16 protein-coding genes and 1 pseudogene are annotated in these 16,635 nt (G+C 71.7%); 5 read left to right on the forward strand and 12 right to left on the reverse strand.

Annotation, left to right across the window (positions count from 1 at the left end):
* Window positions 1–9: 9 nt before the first annotated feature.
* A pseudogene (locus AB0L74_RS20130) lies at window positions 10–557 on the reverse strand (IS5 family transposase); the annotation flags it as partial.
* A gap of 1,090 nt (window positions 558–1,647) precedes the next feature.
* Between AB0L74_RS20130 and AB0L74_RS20135 the strand changes: the two are divergent.
* Window positions 1,648–3,072 (forward strand): non-reducing end alpha-L-arabinofuranosidase family hydrolase, encoded by a 1,425-nt coding sequence (locus tag AB0L74_RS20135; RefSeq protein WP_365653759.1) that lies wholly within the window; start codon window positions 1,648–1,650, stop codon window positions 3,070–3,072.
* Window positions 3,073–3,346: 274 nt separating this feature from the next.
* Here the strand turns inward: AB0L74_RS20135 and AB0L74_RS20140 are convergent, their stop codons facing one another.
* The 5 genes from AB0L74_RS20140 to AB0L74_RS20160 all read right to left on the reverse strand — a co-directional run bounded on the left by AB0L74_RS20140 (window position 3,347) and on the right by AB0L74_RS20160 (window position 8,056).
* Window positions 3,347–4,243, reverse strand: a complete 897-nt coding sequence (locus AB0L74_RS20140) for an AfsR/SARP family transcriptional regulator (RefSeq protein ID WP_365653762.1) — start codon at window positions 4,241–4,243, stop codon at window positions 3,347–3,349.
* Between the two features lie 296 nt (window positions 4,244–4,539).
* Complete coding sequence (locus AB0L74_RS20145) at window positions 4,540–6,150, reverse strand: MFS transporter (RefSeq protein WP_365653765.1); 1,611 nt, start codon at window positions 6,148–6,150, stop codon at window positions 4,540–4,542.
* A 178-nt stretch (window positions 6,151–6,328) separates the two neighbouring features.
* Window positions 6,329–6,946 (reverse strand): NUDIX hydrolase, encoded by a 618-nt coding sequence (locus tag AB0L74_RS20150; RefSeq protein WP_365653768.1) that lies wholly within the window; start codon window positions 6,944–6,946, stop codon window positions 6,329–6,331.
* 83 nt (window positions 6,947–7,029) lie between these two features.
* Complete coding sequence (locus tag AB0L74_RS20155; RefSeq protein WP_365653771.1) at window positions 7,030–7,566, reverse strand: GTP cyclohydrolase I; 537 nt, start codon at window positions 7,564–7,566, stop codon at window positions 7,030–7,032.
* An 88-nt stretch (window positions 7,567–7,654) separates the two neighbouring features.
* A complete protein-coding gene (locus AB0L74_RS20160; protein ID WP_365653774.1) occupies window positions 7,655–8,056 on the reverse strand; it encodes a hypothetical protein in 402 nt (133 codons plus the stop codon).
* 185 nt (window positions 8,057–8,241) lie between these two features.
* On the opposite strand from AB0L74_RS20160, the gene AB0L74_RS20165 reads away from it, so the two are divergent.
* The 4 genes from AB0L74_RS20165 (at window position 8,242) to AB0L74_RS20180 (ending at window position 11,280) form a co-directional block, all read left to right on the forward strand.
* Entirely contained in the window at window positions 8,242–8,940 is a 699-nt protein-coding gene (locus AB0L74_RS20165) for a phosphoribosylaminoimidazolesuccinocarboxamide synthase (RefSeq protein WP_365653777.1), read from the forward strand.
* Window positions 8,937–9,752 carry an SDR family NAD(P)-dependent oxidoreductase gene (locus AB0L74_RS20170; protein ID WP_365653780.1) on the forward strand — a complete coding sequence of 272 codons (816 nt, stop codon included), beginning with the start codon at window positions 8,937–8,939 and terminating at the stop codon, window positions 9,750–9,752. Before AB0L74_RS20165 ends, AB0L74_RS20170 begins: the two co-directional genes overlap by 4 nt.
* Before the next feature lie 116 nt (window positions 9,753–9,868).
* A complete protein-coding gene (locus AB0L74_RS20175; RefSeq protein ID WP_365653783.1) occupies window positions 9,869–10,342 on the forward strand; it encodes a hypothetical protein in 474 nt (157 codons plus the stop codon).
* Window positions 10,339–11,280, forward strand: a complete 942-nt coding sequence (locus AB0L74_RS20180; RefSeq protein WP_365653786.1) for an HAD family hydrolase — start codon at window positions 10,339–10,341, stop codon at window positions 11,278–11,280. Before AB0L74_RS20175 ends, AB0L74_RS20180 begins: the two co-directional genes overlap by 4 nt.
* Here the strand turns inward: AB0L74_RS20180 and AB0L74_RS20185 are convergent.
* The 6 genes from AB0L74_RS20185 to AB0L74_RS20210 all read right to left on the reverse strand — a co-directional run bounded on the left by AB0L74_RS20185 (window position 11,240) and on the right by AB0L74_RS20210 (window position 16,398).
* Window positions 11,240–11,605, reverse strand: a complete 366-nt coding sequence (locus AB0L74_RS20185; RefSeq protein WP_365653789.1) for a hypothetical protein — start codon at window positions 11,603–11,605, stop codon at window positions 11,240–11,242. The genes AB0L74_RS20180 and AB0L74_RS20185 overlap by 41 nt on opposite strands.
* A 400-nt stretch (window positions 11,606–12,005) precedes the next feature.
* On the reverse strand, window positions 12,006–12,452 hold the full coding sequence (locus AB0L74_RS20190) for a TIGR03618 family F420-dependent PPOX class oxidoreductase (RefSeq protein WP_365653792.1): 447 nt from the start codon (window positions 12,450–12,452) through the stop codon (window positions 12,006–12,008).
* Window positions 12,453–12,510: 58 nt separating this feature from the next.
* Window positions 12,511–13,350 carry an amidohydrolase family protein gene (locus tag AB0L74_RS20195; RefSeq protein ID WP_365653795.1) on the reverse strand — a complete coding sequence of 280 codons (840 nt, stop codon included), beginning with the start codon at window positions 13,348–13,350 and terminating at the stop codon, window positions 12,511–12,513.
* A complete protein-coding gene (locus AB0L74_RS20200; protein ID WP_365653798.1) occupies window positions 13,347–14,303 on the reverse strand; it encodes an aldo/keto reductase in 957 nt (318 codons plus the stop codon). The genes AB0L74_RS20195 and AB0L74_RS20200 overlap by 4 nt, the downstream gene beginning before the upstream one ends.
* Window positions 14,300–15,055, reverse strand: coding sequence for an SDR family oxidoreductase (locus tag AB0L74_RS20205; protein ID WP_365653801.1), 756 nt, complete (start codon window positions 15,053–15,055; stop codon window positions 14,300–14,302). Before AB0L74_RS20205 ends, AB0L74_RS20200 begins: the two co-directional genes overlap by 4 nt.
* Window positions 15,052–16,398, reverse strand: a complete 1,347-nt coding sequence (locus AB0L74_RS20210) for an enolase C-terminal domain-like protein (protein WP_365653804.1) — start codon at window positions 16,396–16,398, stop codon at window positions 15,052–15,054. Before AB0L74_RS20210 ends, AB0L74_RS20205 begins: the two co-directional genes overlap by 4 nt.
* Window positions 16,399–16,635 lie beyond the last annotated feature (237 nt).

Below are 16,635 nucleotides of genomic sequence, written 5' to 3' on the forward strand. Positions count from 1 at the left end.
GGGGACGGCTCAGTCGCCGAGTCGGCGGAAGCAGATCAGGGTGGCCGCGATACCGGCGAAGGCCAGGAAATGCTCGGCCTTACGCTCGTAGCGGCGGTGCAGGCGACGGCACCCAGACAGCCACGCCACCGTTCGCTCCACAGTCCATCGGTGGCGGCCCAGCTTCTGGGAGGACTCGATGCCTCTGCGGGCGAGGCGCGGGATGATATCGCGCAAGCGGAGCCATTTCCGCAGGCGGTCGTAGTCGTAGCCCTTGTCTCCATGGAGCTTGGCGGGCCGCCGTCGACGGGGCCCGCGCCGGGAACGGATGGGAGGTATGCCCCGTACCAGGGGTTTAAGCCCCTGGCTGTCGTGCGTGTTCGCGGTGGAGATACCGATCGAGAGGGGCAGACCGGTCCGCTCGGCGATCAAGTGGATCTTTGATCCCTTCTTGCCGCGATCTACGGGATTCGGACCCGTCAGGTCCACCCTTTCGTCGCGCGCGTATTCACCGAGTCGATCGCGCGCCGCGACCAGTCCAGTTCCCCTCTGGAGCCGAGCTCATCCAGGACCCGGCGCGGGCGTGGCGGCGGAGTGGGAGGGGCGGCCGCGGACGCGGTGACTGTCGGCGCGGCGGTCGCGAGGAGGCGGAGGAGCCGTTCGCCGATCCCTGAAGAGTAGGGCGAAATTTCTGGCTGTCGTTCGGAAAAGCGGCCGGTCGCGGATGTCCGAAGACACGGCCCGTATGGGTGCAGGAACCGTCCGCGAGGGCGCTCCGCCCTGGCGGACGGTGGCGCCGTGACCGAGCGTTGGCGGTCTGACGTGCGACGTTGTGCGCCGCGCGCTGCGAAAGGTTTCGCCGTTTGTAGCGACACATGCGAGAGGGGTTGACGCCGTTCAACGGTTCCCTATCATTCAGGTTGCTCGACACTCCGACCTTTGTTCGGTATTGCGAACGAAAGTATCGGAGTCGCTCCATCGCACAGCAGGGCATCTCCGGGGCGTACCCCCGAACTCCGAGCCGCAAGGAGTTTGCCGCATGCGTATGTCATGCTCTCGTCAAAGCCCCCTCGTCGTCGCCGGGGAGTACGCGAACCTGCGCACCGCGACCCTCACCAACGGCCTCCACGGGGCCGCGACATCCTCACCCGCCGCATCCAGGGCTTCCACCTCCACCGCCACGGTCCACGCGCGAGGGCGGCGCCATACGGGTGGTGACGGTCGGCGGGCCGGCCATCGAAGCAGCTGGAACACCATCGGCCCCGGTCGCGAGTTCGCGAGCGGGCTGTCCACGCCGTGGACCGAGTCCGACGCCGGCCAACCGTCCACCGCATCCGGCCGTACGAGGAGAAGCATGAACCCGCTCCAACGCTTCGGACGTCGCCGAGCCTCGGTGTCGGGCCCGTCGGCCGCGGCGGTCCGGATGACGCCCGGGACGGCGACGGGCCCACCCGACGCCGTCCGAGCCTCCGCCCCCGGCACCCACGCGGCCCGAAGGCGCCGGGCGCCACCGGTCTTTCAGGAGGTCGCGAAGAACCGGGAAGTCACAAGCGGTCAGCGCGGTCTGCCGTGGTGCTCGCCGACCGCGGCACACCGCACCGCACCGACAGTCCGGACAACCTCCGACGAGGCCAACCGGAACCACCTACTCAAGGTTGGGAAGTCTCCATGCACAGAGGAAGTTTCAGCCGCAGGCATCCGTCTGCGGTGCTCGCCGCCGCGGTCGCGGTCCTGGCCGCGTTGGCGGCGATGCTCGTCGCCACCCCGGCTCAGGCGGCTGCCAGCGGCGCGTTGCGCGGGGTCGGTTCGAACCGGTGTCTCGATGTGGTGGGCGCCAGCCAGACCGACGGTACGTACGTGCAGATCTACGACTGCTGGAGCGGGACCAACCAGCAGTGGACGCTGACGGACGCCAACCAGCTGACCGTGTACGGCAACAAGTGCCTGGACGTTCCGGGGCACGCCACCACGGCCGGCACCCGGGTGCAGATCTGGACCTGTTCCGGCGGAGCCAATCAGCAGTGGCGGGTGAACTCCGACGGCACGGTCGTCGGTGTGGAGTCCGGGCTGTGCCTGGAGGCCGCGGGAGCCGGTACGGCCAACGGCACGGCGGTGCAGATCGGGACGTGCAACGGCGGCAGCAGCCAGAAGTGGACCGGTCTGTCCGGGACGCCGCCGACGGACGGCACGTGTGCTCTGCCGTCGACCTACCGGTGGTCGTCGACGGGTGTGCTGGCGCAGCCGGCGAACGGATGGGCCGCCGTGAAGGACTTCACCGCCGTGAAGCACAACGGCAAGCACCTGGTCTACGCCTCGAACGTGTCGGGATCGTCGTACGGCTCGATGATGTTCAGCCCCTTCACCAACTGGTCGGACATGGCGTCGGCCCGCCAGACCGGGATGAACCAGGCCGCGGTGGCGCCCACGCTGTTCTACTTCGCTCCCAAGAACATCTGGGTGCTGGCGTACCAGTGGGGTGCGTGGCCGTTCATCTACCGCACGTCGAGCGATCCCACCAACCCCAACGGCTGGTCCGCTCCGCAGCCGCTGTTCACCGGGAGCATCTCCGGCTCCGACACCGGCCCGATCGACCAGACCCTGATCGCCGACGGCCAGAACATGTACCTGTTCTTCGCCGGTGACAACGGCAAGATCTACCGGGCGAGCATGCCGATCGGGAACTTCCCGGGCAACTTCGGCTCGTCGTACACGACGATCATGAGCGACACGAAGGCCAACCTCTTCGAGGGGGTGCAGGTCTACAAGGTCCAGGGCCAGAACCAGTACCTCATGATCGTCGAGGCGATGGGCGCGAACGGGCGCTACTTCCGCTCCTTCACGGCATCCAGCCTGAGCGGCTCGTGGACCCCGCAGGCCGCCAGTGAGAGCAACCCCTTCGCCGGCAAGGCCAACAGCGGTGCCACCTGGACCAACGACATCAGCCACGGTGACCTGGTCCGCAGCAATCCCGACCAGACGATGACCATCGATCCCTGCAACCTGCAGTTCCTCTACCAGGGCAAGTCCCCCACCGCGGGCGGCCCCTACGACCAGCTGCCGTGGCGGCCGGGTGTCCTCACCCTGCGGCGCTGACCTTCCCGGTTCGCGGTGACCGTGATGTGGCGCGGTCCGCGGGCGTGGAGGCGAACGATTCACGGCGTGGGCGCCACCACCCGCTGACCGGCGCACACCGCTTCGAGGAACCCCGACCGTGCAGCGGCCGGGGTTCCTCCCGCTTCCGCGGCGGGTGCCACCGAGCTCCCAGGTCCGGCTTCGACCTGGGGCTCTCCATCGCGGGAAGCGATGCGGTGTGCCCGCGGGCGGGGGCTTCCGGGAGACGGTGACGCCCAGATGACGCTCCGTCCGTTCATCCGGAGCCGGTGGGGACCCCGGACGCCACCTTGACACGGCGGACCGCGCGGAGGCGGGCGTCGAGATGAGGCGGTCCGGGTTGCGCGGCCGACGTCGCGCGGCTGTCCAGTGTGGGATTGCCGCGCAGTATCTGCCACTCCAGCCGTTGCAGCCGGTCGGTGGGGTCGATCCCCAGCTCCTCGACGAGCATCCGCCGCACCCGCGCGTAGGTGGCGAGGGCGTCCGCCTGGCGCCCCGTCCGGTGCAGGGCGACTATCAGCAGCTCCCACAGCCGTTCGCGGAACGGGTGCTGCCTGGTGAGAGTGGCGAGCTCCGGTATGAGGGCGTCTGCCTGCCCCAAATCCAGCCGTGCCTGGGCGGCGCGTTCCACGGCGAGCAGCCGCAGTTCCTGCATGCGTTCCAGTTCGGCACGGATGGGCATCGAGACGGGGAGGCCGTCGAGGGGGGTGCCGCGCCAGAGGGCGAGGGCGGACTGGAGGCTCCCGGCCGCCTGCTCGATCTGCCCTGCCGCCGTCTCCTGTTCGCCCTTCCGTAGTTTTTCCATGAAGACGGCGAAATCAAGTTCGGACGTGCCCACGCGCAAGAGGTATCCGCCGGTGAGCGTGGTCAGCCGTTCGTCGGGCGGTATATCGCTCCGGTCGCTCTCGCCCTTGCCCAGTGTTCGGCGCAACGCGCTGATATATCCTCGGACATTGACGGCCGCCGAGGGCGGAGGCTCCTCGCACCACACGGCTTCCAGCAGGTGAGGCACCGTCACCATACGGTTCGCATGGATCAAGAGCGTGGCAAGTACGACGCGCTGTCGTGGACCGCCGAGTCTTACAGCGGTTCCGCAGTCCGAAGACACTTCCAAGGGGCCGAGAATGCTGAACCTCATCACCGTCTCCCTCATGAACCTCTGTAGGACATGCCGCCTTTACCGCGGCACTGGGACTGCCGGCTGTGTTCTCTCTGCTTGAACGATCACGATCTCGCGCCGAGAGACGGTGGAAAGAGCATCCGTCATTCCGGGGCTGTCTGGCAGGGGAAGGATTCTTCGAGTAGCTCCCTGGGAGGGGATCGCGCGATCCCCTCACGTCACGCCGCGGCAGTGAGGGGCGGCGTGGCCGGGCGGCCGGGGCACCGACGGTCGTGCCGCGGTTCGACGGCCGGCCGGGGGAGGGGCGGCCGAAGGGGGCCGTCGGCCGCTCATCCCTCCGCCGCCGGGCCGATTTCCACTCCGTCCCGCTCCGCCGTCCCCGCCCGCCCCGGCGCCGAGGCGTTCTCCGTCTTTCCCGCGGCATCATCGGGGGACCGGCGCGCCAGGCGCAGGCTGGCCAGCGTCAGCAGCACCAGGATGCCGGCGCCGCACAGAGCCGCGGCGTGCATGCCGCCGGTGAAGGCGGCACGGGCGGCGGCGAGCAACTCGTCTCCGGCCGTGCCGGGCAGGCGGCCGGCGGCGTCGGCGGCGCCCGCGAGTGTGGACCGGGCGGCATCCGCGAGCTCCGGCCGGACGCCCTCGGGCAGGGCATCGCCGGCCATCCGGGCTCCGTAGAAAGCCGTCGCCACCGACCCGAAGGCCGCCACCCCCAGTGCGTTGCCGAGTTCGGCCCCGGTCTCCCCGACGCCCGAGGCGCTGCCCGCGCGCTCCGGCGGCGCGCTGGTGATGATCACGTCGTTGGTGAGGGCGAGCGAGGCCTGGACCCCGAAGGAAAGGACGGCGAAGCCGGTGGTGATGAGCGTGAGGCCGGAGGCGGAGTCCGCCAGGCTGATCAGCACGAGTCCCGGTACGGCGAGTGCGAAGCCGCCCGCCATGACGCGGCCGGGATGAAGCCTGGCGGCGGCGGCCGGTGCGAGGAGGGTGCCGACGACTCCCGCCACCATCGCGGGCAGCACCCACAGACCGGCGGTGAGCGGGGAGAGTCCCAGGACGAGCTGGAGGTACTGAAGGACCAGGAACTGCGTCCCGGTCACGACGAAGAGTCCCATCGTCTGGCCGCCCAGTGCCACCGAGAACCCGGGACGGCTGAAGAGCCGCAGGTCGAGCATGGGGGCGGTGAGCCGGAACTGGCGGCGTACGAAGGCGACCCCGAAGCCCAGCCCGAGGGCGACGGCCAGCAGCGGCGTCAGGTGGACGCCGTCCTGCGCCACCTGTTTGAAGCCGTAGACCACCGGCAGCACCGTGACGATGGACAGCACGACGCTGAGCGGGTCCAGCCGGCCCGGCCGGGGGTCGCGGCACTCGGGCAGCACCAGCGGGCCGACAATCAGCAGGACCACTCCCACCGGCACGCCGACCAGGAACACCGAACCGGGCCAGAAGTGTTGCAGCAGCACGCCGCCGACCAGCGGGCCGATCATCCCGCCCACGCTGAAGTTGGTCATCCACACCGCGATCGCGAACCGGCGCTGGTTCGGGTCGTGGAACATGTTGCTGATCAGCGACAGGGTGGACGGCATGAGGGTCGCGCCGGCGATGCCCAGCAGGGCGCGCGCCGCGATGAGCATCGCCACCCCGGTCGCGTAGGCGGCCAGCAGCGACGCGACGGCGAACGCGGCGGCGCCGATCAGGAGCAGCTTCCGCCGGCCGATACGGTCCCCGAGGGTTCCCATGGTGACGAGGAAGGACGCGACCAGGAACCCGTAGATGTCAACGATCCAGAGCAACTGCGCGGCACTCGGGTTCAGCCCCTCGCTGAGCTCAGGGGCGGCCAGGTGCAGCACGGTCATGTCGAGACCGATCAGGATGGTCGGCAGCGCCAGGACGGCCAGTCCCGTCCACTCCCGCCGGCCCGCTCGGACCTGTTGATCGACAAGCACGGAAGAAGCCTTTCCTCGCTCACGCGGACATCGCAGCACGCCACGGGCCTGTTCTGGCTCCCGGGATCCTAGGCACGTCGAACCGTTCGGTGCATCCGGACCCGAGGAAGATCGGCCACTGTTCGGCACCCCTCACGGCGGAAGTCCGAGGTCGCGGGGCCGACGCCGGTCGGACTCGTCAGTAATTGGCGAATTCCTGACTGTGTGTGCGCAGAAGGGCCTGCACAGCGTGAGTGAGTGGGCGCTGCAGCGCTTCCTCCGGGGTGAGCCAGACGGCGGTGACGCCCTCCGGGCCCAGGCGCACCTCCCTCTCGCCGCCGTCGCCCGCCTCGCAGCGGTAGACATGCCATACATGGGCGTCGGCGCCCCGGCGGCACCCGTCTCCCGGGACGGGGGTCCGGCCCACGAACGTCAGGCCGCGCGGGGCCAGTTGGGTCTCCTCCTCCAGTTCGCGCGCCGCGGCCAGGTGCGGTGCCTCGTCCCGTTCCACGTGTCCGGCCGGGACCGTCAGACCGAAGGGGAACGCGGTCCGGTCGAAGAAGAGGAAGCGTCCGTGAGCGTCCCGCACGAAGACGCCCGCCGTCTCGTGCCAGTACTCGCCGTCCTCGTCCGTCCACCACGTGACCGCGGGATCGAGCACCAGCGCCCGGTCCCGCACCGCTCCGCAGGCACCGCAGACGCAGTGCCTCCGGTCTCCCTCGGTGCGCCACTCCACCGCGTCCTCGCGGCACCTGAGGCAGTACTGGTGCACGGCCCCGTCGGTCAGATCCCGAGGGGGGACGAAATCGAGCCGCATAACCTCTCCCGACGCAGTAGCCGGTAGGAACGGGACGCCCGCGTCACACCTGGCCGCGCGGCGTCCATGCCGGGGACGGGCCGTCAGACGTCCAGGCCGTAGCGGGAGAACAGTTCCGTCTCACCGGTGACGTAGGACGTGTCGGTGACCGCGGTCTGGTCGGACGGGCCGCGGCTGCACATGCACATGTGCCGCCCGTTGGAGACGACCCGCGCGGCGCGGGCGCCCCCGGAGCTCATGATCTCCTCGGCGATCTCCTTCACCAGGTGTTCCTGGATCTGGAACCGCCTGCTGTACGCCTGCACCAGGCGCGGGAACTTGCCGAGGCCGAGGATGCGGTCGCCGGGGACGTACGAGATGGCGATCTTCCCGAAGAACGGCAGGAAGTGGTGGGCGCAGATGGAGAAGTAGTTGATGTCGTGCACCCGGACCACGCCGGCGTGGTCGCCGTCGACCTCGACGGTGGTCTTGAGGATCTTCGAGGTGTCGATGTCGTAGCCGCTGAGCAGCTGGCGGTAGGCGCGGACGATGCGGGGCTCACACTCCTCCTCCTGGAACCAGTCCAGAGCCCGCTTGTCCGTCGTCACGTTCTCTTCGAGCCACTGGGCGATGCTGGTCATGCTGGCCTCCCGCTTGAGATCGATTCCGCTGTCGGTTCTTGTGGCTGGCTCCTGCGGCCGGCGGGGAACGCGCCGGCCGGCGGCACGGTCACTTCTTGTCGGCGGGCGGCCATGTCTTCGGCGGAGCCTGGCCGAGGAACTCGATGACCACGTTCCGGTAGAAATGGTCGCTCCGGTTCACCAGGCGGTGCGGCTTTCCGCGCCGGCGGTGCACCACCTGGCCGATGAAGTCGTCCTGGTCCTCGATTTCTCCGTCTTCGTATTCCAGTCGCACCTGACCGGGGTGGTCCACCACGAATACGTAATCCCAGGGATGCTCGTGCCATTCGCTGGCCTCGCCCGGCTGGAGTTCCAGCAGCCAGACCCGGGTGCTCTCGTCTTCGAAGAGAAGTTTCGTCCCGGCCGTGCCGTAATGCCGGCCGGGCGTCTTACCCCTTAGCTCGTCAGGTATTTCCGCGCTGCTGGACGGTGCGCTGCCGCCTTGCGTCATTTCGGCTTTCCCTCCTGGGAGACGGCGTCCGGGTGATGTGCCTCCGACATATTGCCCAGTCCATGTATAAACCACGTATAAAGCGTGTACATTTGCGCGGAGATCCTGAGGTCGGGGAAGCTCGGTGAGGTAGATTCGACCGGGCATTCCAAAGTCGGCAGACTCCCCGGAAAGGAGATGCGGAGATGGCGAGGCGCACCCGGAAACCCGATGTGGAGGGCAGGAGCAAGAAACTCTGGATGAACGACGACGGAACCTGCGATATCGAACTGATACCGAGCCTGCGCAGCTTCACTTACGACCGGGATGCCCTGATGCCGCAGACCGCGGCGCTCCGGCTCGACTTCTACGAGGCGGCGGCCGAGCGCCTCGCCGGCAAGGGGGTGCGCACGGTCTTCAGGGAACGGCTCGACGCCGTCTCGTACCGGGCGGACTTCGTGCCGGCGCCGCCGTTCGAGGTGATCGTGAAGAACGTCGCCACCGGGTCCACCGTGCGCAAGTACCCGGGACTCTTCCCCGAGGGCCATCGGTTCCATCCCCCGGTGGTGAAGTTCGACTACCGGATCGATCCCGAGGACCAGCCGATCGGCGAGGACTACCTTCGCGCGGCGGGCGTGGACGTCACCTCCTTCCGCGACTGCGCGCTCCAGTGCAACGACGCGCTGCGGTCCTGGCTCGCGCCCCTGGACCTGTGGGACTTCTGCCTGGTCGTGGGGGTGGGCGCGGACGGCGAGCCCGTCATCAATTCCGAGGTGTCACCGGACTGCATGCGGTTGCGCGACGAGGCCGGCAACCCCCTGGACAAGGACCTGTTCCGGCGGGGAGCCGACGAGGCCACCGTGGTGCGCGCCTGGACGGACCTGGTGCGAAGGGTGCGGGGATGAGCGCGGCCGCGGCCGGCGCCGGCGCGACGGGAAGCGACGGCCCGCCGCCGCACCGCGATGCCCCGCCGCCGCACCGCGATGCCCCGCCGCCCCCCGGCGCCGCCTCCGCGCACCCCGGCGACGGCCCCGTCGTGGTGCTGACCGGGGCCAACCGCGGCACCGGCCGGGCGGTGGCCGAGGAGTTGCACGCCGCCGGCTGGCGGGTCCACGCCCTCTCCCGGACCCCGGCACGACTGCCGTGGCTGCACGAGGTCCCCTGCGACCTGCGCCACCCCGAGCAGGTCGGTCCCGCGATCGAACGGATCGCCGCGGCCGCCGGGGGCCTGGACGCGGTGGTGACCGGCGGAGTCGTACGCGCCTTCGGCGACGTCGCCTCGCTCCCGCTCGACGACTGGCGGGAGGCGGTCGAGGTCAATCTCACCTCCGTACTGGCACTGGTGCAGTCGGCACTGCCCCACCTGCGCCGCCGCGGGGGCCGCATCGTCCTGATGGGCAGCCATGCGGGCAGCCGCTTCTTCGAGGGCGGGGCCGCCTACTGCATGACCAAGGCGTCCCTGAAGGCGCTCGCCGAGATCCTGCTGCTGGAGGAACGAGTGCACGGGGTCCGCACCACCCTGCTCAGCCCCGGGGCCATCGCCAATCTGCCCGGCGACGACTCGCCGATGAAGATGGCCACCTCCTCGGTGGCGCGGGCCGTGCGCTGGACGCTGGAGGCGCCGGAGGACACCGTCGTCGGTGAGCTCGAGATCCGGCCCGCCCGTCTCACCGCCCGCCCCGCGGTGTCGGGTCTGGATCGGCTCCAGTCCGTCTGACGGCGCACCTCACCCCGCCGCACCGCACAGCGCAGCACCTCACGAAGCCGCACCCGACACGAGGCGCACGGACCGCCCGTCGAGGACGCCGCACACCGGGAAGGTGAAGAAGAGGCATGACCGAGCAGACGAAAGAGCCCGACGCGGTCACCACCGCGCCCACCGTCGACGTGAGCTGGGACCTGGGAGTGGGCCTGGTCACCGCCGTCGGCGACACGCCCGACGCGACGTCCTCGGGGGGCGGCGGGGTGCACATCGGCTTCGCCTCCCGCCTGTGGATCTCCCTGGACACCAGCGGACGCCCCGTGGCCTTGGACGTCTTCGACATCCCCGCGGTACTGCTGGGCGTGATCCCGCCGACCCGGCGCGGCGAGGACGCCGCGTGCGCCGCGCCGCCGGGCACGATCCCCTGGTTGCTCGACACGGACAGCAACTGGGTGTGGATCGAGCTGATGGCGGTGCCCGCGAGGCAGCGTCTCGTTCGCCACGGCTGGATCGAGGTGTGGCTGCACCAGGACCGGCCGGTGCGGCTCAAGGTACGGGCACCGGTTGCCGGACCACCCGCCTCGGCCCGGCGGTTCACGCTGTGAGCGCTCCCGACCGCATCCGTCTGGTCTGCACGGACCTCGACGGCACCCTGCTCGACGAACGTGGTGAGATCGGGCCGCTGACCCGCGCCGCGCTCACCGAAGCGGCGCGCGGCGGTGTCCCCGTGGTGGGCGTGACCGGCCGCCCGTTGCGTGACGCGCTGTCCGTCTGCCGTGACATCGGTATGGACGGTCTGATGGTCTGCAGCAACGGGGCCGTCGTGGCGGAGGTCGGGACCGGGCAGGCGCTGCGGTGCCGGGGCTTCTCCCGCGGCCGGACCGCGGCGGTCCTCGCCCGGCTGCGCGCTCGGCTGCCCGGGGTGGTGCTCGGCGTGGACACCTTGCGCGGACTGTTCCTGGAACGCGGGTTCGAGGAGCTGGTGCCGGACTGCTGGCAGCACGTGTGCGTCCGGGACGCCACCGAGGCGTTGCTCCCGGGCGACGGCGTGGTCAAGATCCTGGCCGTGCATCCGGACCGGCCGGTACGGGCGCTCGCGCGTGCGCTGGTCCGCCCCGGCGACGGAGTCCGGGCGACCCGCTCCACCCCGTACTTCCTCGAAATCGCGCCGACCGGTGTGGACAAGGGCGCGGCCCTGCGCTGGCTGGCCGGCCATCACGCGGTGCGGGTCACCGCCGTGGCCGCCGTCGGCGACATGCCCAACGACCTGCCGATGCTGAGCGCGGCCGGTCTCGCCGCCGCCGTCGCCAACGCCCACGCGTCCGTGCGCCGGTGCGCCGACCTGATCCTGCCCAGCAACGAGGAGGAGGGGGTGGCCGACCTGCTGTCGATGGTTCTCTCGGCGCGGCGGGAGGAGGCCGCGTGCGGCGGCGGGAGGGAGCGCCGGACCCGCCGCCACGGGCGCGGTCCCGGTGCCGCGTTGCGCGGCGGGACGACGGGTCCTAGCGCGCCGAGTGACCGCCGCCGGGGGGCGACGCGCTGATCCCGGCCGTCGTCAGCGTCCCTTCGAAGTACGTCCAGTCCGTCGCCCCCGGGTCGGAGACGTGCAGGAGGTTCTCCAGCGCGTCGTAGTGCGTGGTGGGGTAGCGGACGACACGGCGCACCACCTCCTTCAGGATGTGGAGACTGCTGAGGTTCTCCTCTCCTTCGAGCAGGAGGATCTCCCCCTCGTTGCCCGACAGGTAGGCGGTCAGGTCGCCGGCGAGCCTGGTGTAGTGGGTGTTGTAGGCGTAGAGGCCGAGGACGTCGCGGTGGGTGAAGCGGCGCCGGGTGCTTGCGACGACGGTGAAGCCGAGGGCGTCCACCATGCCGAGGATCAGCCCGGCCGTCTCCGCCGGGGCCTGCCCGGTCAGCGCGGGGGACCGCAGGAGGGCGTTCAGCCGGTCCAGGCGTTCCCGGGGGGGACCGCAACTCCTTGTCGTACCAGTCGCGCGCCGCGGTCTTCCGGTCCACGTTGCGCCGGGCCCAGCGGACGGCGCCGCCGGACGTCCCCCCTTCGTACGGTCCGGGCGGCCGCCCGGTGTACAGGTCGACCAGTCCGCGCACGGCGTCCCTGGCGACCGCGAGACCGGAACACGTCGCCCCCGGCGGTGCCGGCCGGCACCGCCGGGCGGAGCCGCGCCGGTGCGCGGATCGGACGCGCGACGGCGACGGATCGCCCATCGCTTGCGCCCGCCACCGCGCGGCCCGCGGTGGCGGGCGTGCCGGTCAGGCAGCCGGGACCGGGCCGCCGGGACGGAACCGCTCCACCCCGACGATGTGCCGCACCTTGACCGGGCGCACGATCACCGCGACCCGCCGCTCCCCGGGCATGAGCCACTCGAAGCGCTCGCTGCCCAGGTACTTGCGGGCCAGCCGGTCCATCCGCTCGTGTGCCTCCTCGCCCTCGATGAAGCGGGCCACCACACCGCTGATCTGCACGCGGTCGAAGGGGTCGGTGGTGTCCGCGTGCGAGAGGTAGACGCGGGGATCGCGGCGCAGGTTCTCCTCCTTCACCCGGCCCACCGAGGTGTTGAACGTCAGCTCTCCCTCCCCCTCCAGATCCACCCACATCGGGCTGACCTGCGGTGCTCCGTCGGCGAACACGGTGCCGACGTACCAGATGTTGGGGGCCCGCAGCCGGGCACGGACGGCTTCGTCGAATGTCGCGGTCATCACGGGAGGCTATCAACCATGATCGGCGAGGCAGCCCGGGGAAACCCGCCCCGAGCCGTCAGAGGCCGTAGACGCGGGTGGCGGTCGCGCGGAAGACCTCGGCGCGCTCGGACTCGCTCAGGCCGGCGGTCAGCTCGGCGGCCACGGCCACCACCTCGCCGTAGGGCGCCGCGAGGGTGCACACCGGCCAGTCGGAGCCGAACATCAGCCGGTGCGGCCCGAACGCGTCGAGGACCACGTCGGCGTACGGCCGCAGGTCGCGCACCGTCCAGGAGGCGGGGTCGGCCTCGGTGACCAGCCCGGACAGCTTGCAGACCGTGTTGGGCAGCGCGGCGAGCGCGCGGACGGCGCCCGCCCACGGCTCGGTCGCGCCGGAGGCGACGGGCGGTTTGCCGAGGTGGTCCAGGACGAAGGTGAGCCCCGGGTGCTCCGCGGCGGCCCGGACGCAGGCGGGCAGGTGGCGGGGCCGTACCACGAGGTCGTAGACGAGCCCGGCCTCCGCGACGGCGGCGAGACCGCGCCGTACGTCCGGACGCAGCAGCCACTCCGGGTCGGGTTCGTCCTGCACCTGGTGGCGGACGCCCTTGAGGTGCCGGCCGCCGGGGAGGGCGCGCAGCCGGGCGAGTTCACCGGCGACGTCCGGCCGGGTGAGGTCGGTCCAGCCGACGACGCCCCCGATCAGCTCGTGACGGTCGGCGAGGGCCAGGAACTCGGGGGTCTCCTCGGGCACGGTGACCGTCTGGACGAGCACCGTGCGGCCGACTCCGGCGGCGCGGGCCTCGGGGCGCAGGTCGCCGAGGGTGAAGTCGCGGCGCAGCGGCGCCAGGTGGGGGCCGGTGATCCAGTCCTGGTCGCGTACGGACAGGTCCCAGACATGGTGGTGGGCGTCGACGATCACGACCGGTCCTCGCCGGGCAGGGGGGCGCCGGCGGGCAGCAGGCCGGTCTCCCGCAGCTCCCGCCAGAACGCCTCCGGTACGGGGGTGCGGAACTGTGCGGCGCAGTCGTCGACCTCGGCCGCCGAGCGCGCCCCGACGAGGACTTCGGTGACGGCCGGGTGCGCGGCGCAGAAGGCGAGGGCGGCGGCGCGCAGGGTGGTGCCGTGGCGTTCGGCGACCGCCTTCAGTCGCAGGGCGCGGCCGACCAGCTCCCGCGGTGCCCGCCGGTAGTCGTACCTGGCCGCCGGTCGCGGGTCGGCGAGCAGGCCGGAGTTGAAGGCGCCGCCGAGGACGACCTTCGTGCCGCGTTCCCGGGCGGCGGGCAGGAGATCGGTGAGGGCGCTCTGGTCGAGCAGGGTGTAGCGGCCCGCGCACAGCACCACGTCCACGTCGGTGTCGCGGACGAACCGGGTGAGCAGGGCGGTCTGGTTCATGCCCGCGCCGATCCGCCCGACCACGCCTTCCGCGCGCAGCCGCTCCAGCGCCGGGTAGCCCTCGCGGAAGGCCTGTCCGGCGTGGTCGTCGGGGTCGTGGAGGTAGACGGTGTCGACCCGGTCGAGACCGAGCCGGCCGAGGCTGGCGTCGAGGGTGCGGCGGATGCCGTCGGCGGTGAAGTCCCACACGCGGCGGTGGGTGGCCTGGACCGCGAAGCCGTGCGCGAGGTCGTCACCGGTGCCGTCGGCGGGCTCCAGGCGGCGGCCCACCTTGGTGGAGACGGTGTACGTGTCGCGCGGGTGCTCGCGCAGGGCGGCGCCGAGGCGGCGCTCGGACAGGCCGAGGCCGTAGTGCGGCGCGGTGTCGAAGGCGCGGATGCCCTGGCGCCAGGCGGCGGTGACGGCGGCGTGCGCCTGCTCGTCGGACACCTCGGTGTAGAGGTTGCCGATGCCGGCGGCGCCGAAGGCGAGGGCGGTCACCGGGCCGCCGGGCGCGGGCGCAGCCCCTGCATGCCGCCGTCGACGGCGAGCGCGGTGCCGGTGGTGGCGCCCGACAGGGGGCTGGCCAAGTAGGCGATGGCGCCCGCCACTTCGGCGGCGGTCACCAGACGACCGGTGGGCTGGCGGGCCTCCAGGGCGGCCCGCTCGGCGGCCGGGTCGTCGGCGGCGTCGAGGAGACGGCCGACCCACGGGGTGTCGGCCGTCCCGGGGTTGACGCAGTTCACGCGGATGCCCTCGCGGACGTGATCGGCGGCCATGGCGAGAGTCAGGGAGTACACCGCGCCCTTGGTCGCGCTGTAGAGGGCGCGCCGCGGCAGGCCGGCGGTGGCCGCGATGGAGCAGGTGTTGACGATCGCGGCGTGCGCCGAGCGGCGCAGCCGCGGCAGGGCGGCGCGGGCGGTGCGGACCATGCCGAGGACGTTGACGTCCAGGACGCGGTGCCACTCGGCGTCGTCGTTGTCCTCGACGGTGCCCTGGGCGCCGATGCCCGCGTTGTTGACCAGGACGTCCAGCCCGCCGAGGTCGTCCGCGGCGGCCGCCACGGCCCGGCGTACGGAGGGGTCGTCGGTGACGTCGGCGCGGTAGGCGAGCAGCGGCTCCCCGACCGTGGTGGGGTCCAGGTCGAGTACGGCGACCCGGGCACCGCGCTCGGCCAGCAGCTCGGCGGTGGCCCGGCCGATGCCGGAGGCGCCGCCCGTCACCAGGGCCTTCAGCCCCTCGAAGTCGTTCATACGGCCTGCTCCTTCCGCGTGCGCTCGGCGAGGTCGGCGGCCCAGAAGGCGCCGCCGGGGTACGTGTACCGCGCGATCGACTCCGGGCGCAGGGCGGCGGAGAAGCCGGGCGCGGCGGGGGCGGTGTAGTGCCCGTCCCGGATGACCACCGGGTCGAGGAAGTGGTCGTGGAGGTGGTCGACGTACTCGATCACCCGGTCCTCGGTGGTCCCGGAGACCGCCAGGTAGTCGAACATCGCCAGGTGCTGGACGAGTTCGCACAGGCCGACGCCGCCCGCGTGCGGGCAGACCGGCACGCCGAAGCGGGCGGCGAGCAGCAGGATCGCCAGGTTCTCGTTGACGCCGCCGACGCGGGCCGCGTCGAGCTGGAGGACGTCGACGGCGCCGGCCTGGAGGAGCTGCTTGACCACGACGCGGTTCTGGGCGTGCTCGCCGGTGGCGACCTTCACCGGGGCGACGGCCCGGCGGACCGCCGCGTGGCCGAGGATGTCGTCCGGGCTGGTGGGTTCCTCGATCCAGTACGGGTCGAAGGCGGCGAGCGCGGTGGTCCAGCGGATCGCCTCCGGCACGTCCCAGCGCTGGTTGGCGTCCACGGCCAGGCGGACGTCCGGGCCGATAGCCGCGCGAGCGGTGCGGCAGCGGCGGACGTCGTCGTCGAGGTCGGCACCGACCTTCAGCTTGATCTGGGTGAAGCCGTCGGCGACGGCCTGGCGGGCGAGCCGGGTCAGCTTGGCGTCGTCGTAGCCGAGCCAGCCGGGGGAGGTGGTGTACGCCGGGTAGCCGCGCTCCAGGAGCCGGGCCCGCCGCTCGTCGGCGCCCTCCCGGCCGCGGCGCAGCAGGTCCAGCGCGTCCTCGGGGGTGAGGACGTCGGTGAGGTACCGGAAATCGGTCTGCCCGACCAGCCACTCCGGCTCGGCGTCGGCCAGCAGGCGCCACAGCGGCTTGCGGGCGCGCCGGGCGGCGAGGTCCCAGACGGCGTTGACGACCGCGCCGACCGCCATGTGCGCCACGCCCTTGTCCGGGCCCAGCCAGCGCAGCTGGCTGTCACCGGTCAGGTCCCGGTACAGAGCGGCCGGGTCGGCGCACAGCGCGTCGACCGAGCGGCCCACCACATGCCCGCGCAGCGCCTCGATCGCCGCGACCTGTACGTCGTTGCCCCGCCCGATGGTGAAGGCGAACCCGTGGCCCTCCGGCGCGTCGGCGGCCTCGGTGCGCAGCACGACGTAGGCGGCCGAGTAGTCGGGATCGGGGTTCATCGCGTCCGAGCCGTCCAGCTCGCGCGAGGTCGGAAAGCGGATGTCGTAGGTGTCGACGGCGGTGACGCGGGCGGAGCTCGGGGACACGGAAGCCCTTTCGGTCCAGGACGGCGGCATCGGCATATTTATCAGACCACTTGGCCCAGAGGACACCCCTTGAGCGGGACGGGCGGCCTCCGTCCCCGGTATTGGTAGGGCCACTCGCGGGCGGGGGCGGGGCCGCTCGGTGGCTAGACTGCGGGCCCACCGGAGGAACGGGAGAGCGGCGGACGTGAGCAGGACGGACGCGGAGGCGGGGACGGGCGCGGAGACGGGGACGGGCGG

The sequence above is a fragment of the Streptomyces sp. NPDC052020 genome, from assembly GCF_040680575.1.
GTDB lineage: Bacteria > Actinomycetota > Actinomycetes > Streptomycetales > Streptomycetaceae > Streptomyces.

Bases quoted from the DNA above. Each gene is read 5' to 3' on its own strand.
- AB0L74_RS20135 (WP_365653759.1), top strand. From the start codon at position 1,648: ATGCACAGAGGAAGTTTCAGCCGCAGGCATCCGTCTGCGGTGCTCGCC.
- AB0L74_RS20140 (WP_365653762.1), bottom strand. From the start codon at position 4,243: ATGAGGGAGACGGTGATGAGGTTCAGCATTCTCGGCCCCTTGGAAGTG.
- AB0L74_RS20150 (WP_365653768.1), bottom strand. From the start codon at position 6,946: ATGCGGCTCGATTTCGTCCCCCCTCGGGATCTGACCGACGGGGCCGTG.
- AB0L74_RS20155 (WP_365653771.1), bottom strand. From the start codon at position 7,566: ATGACCAGCATCGCCCAGTGGCTCGAAGAGAACGTGACGACGGACAAG.
- AB0L74_RS20160 (WP_365653774.1), bottom strand. From the start codon at position 8,056: ATGACGCAAGGCGGCAGCGCACCGTCCAGCAGCGCGGAAATACCTGAC.
- AB0L74_RS20165 (WP_365653777.1), top strand. From the start codon at position 8,242: ATGGCGAGGCGCACCCGGAAACCCGATGTGGAGGGCAGGAGCAAGAAA.
- AB0L74_RS20170 (WP_365653780.1), top strand. From the start codon at position 8,937: ATGAGCGCGGCCGCGGCCGGCGCCGGCGCGACGGGAAGCGACGGCCCG.
- AB0L74_RS20175 (WP_365653783.1), top strand. From the start codon at position 9,869: ATGACCGAGCAGACGAAAGAGCCCGACGCGGTCACCACCGCGCCCACC.
- AB0L74_RS20185 (WP_365653789.1), bottom strand. From the start codon at position 11,605: ATGGTGGACGCCCTCGGCTTCACCGTCGTCGCAAGCACCCGGCGCCGC.
- AB0L74_RS20190 (WP_365653792.1), bottom strand. From the start codon at position 12,452: ATGACCGCGACATTCGACGAAGCCGTCCGTGCCCGGCTGCGGGCCCCC.
- AB0L74_RS20205 (WP_365653801.1), bottom strand. From the start codon at position 15,055: ATGAACGACTTCGAGGGGCTGAAGGCCCTGGTGACGGGCGGCGCCTCC.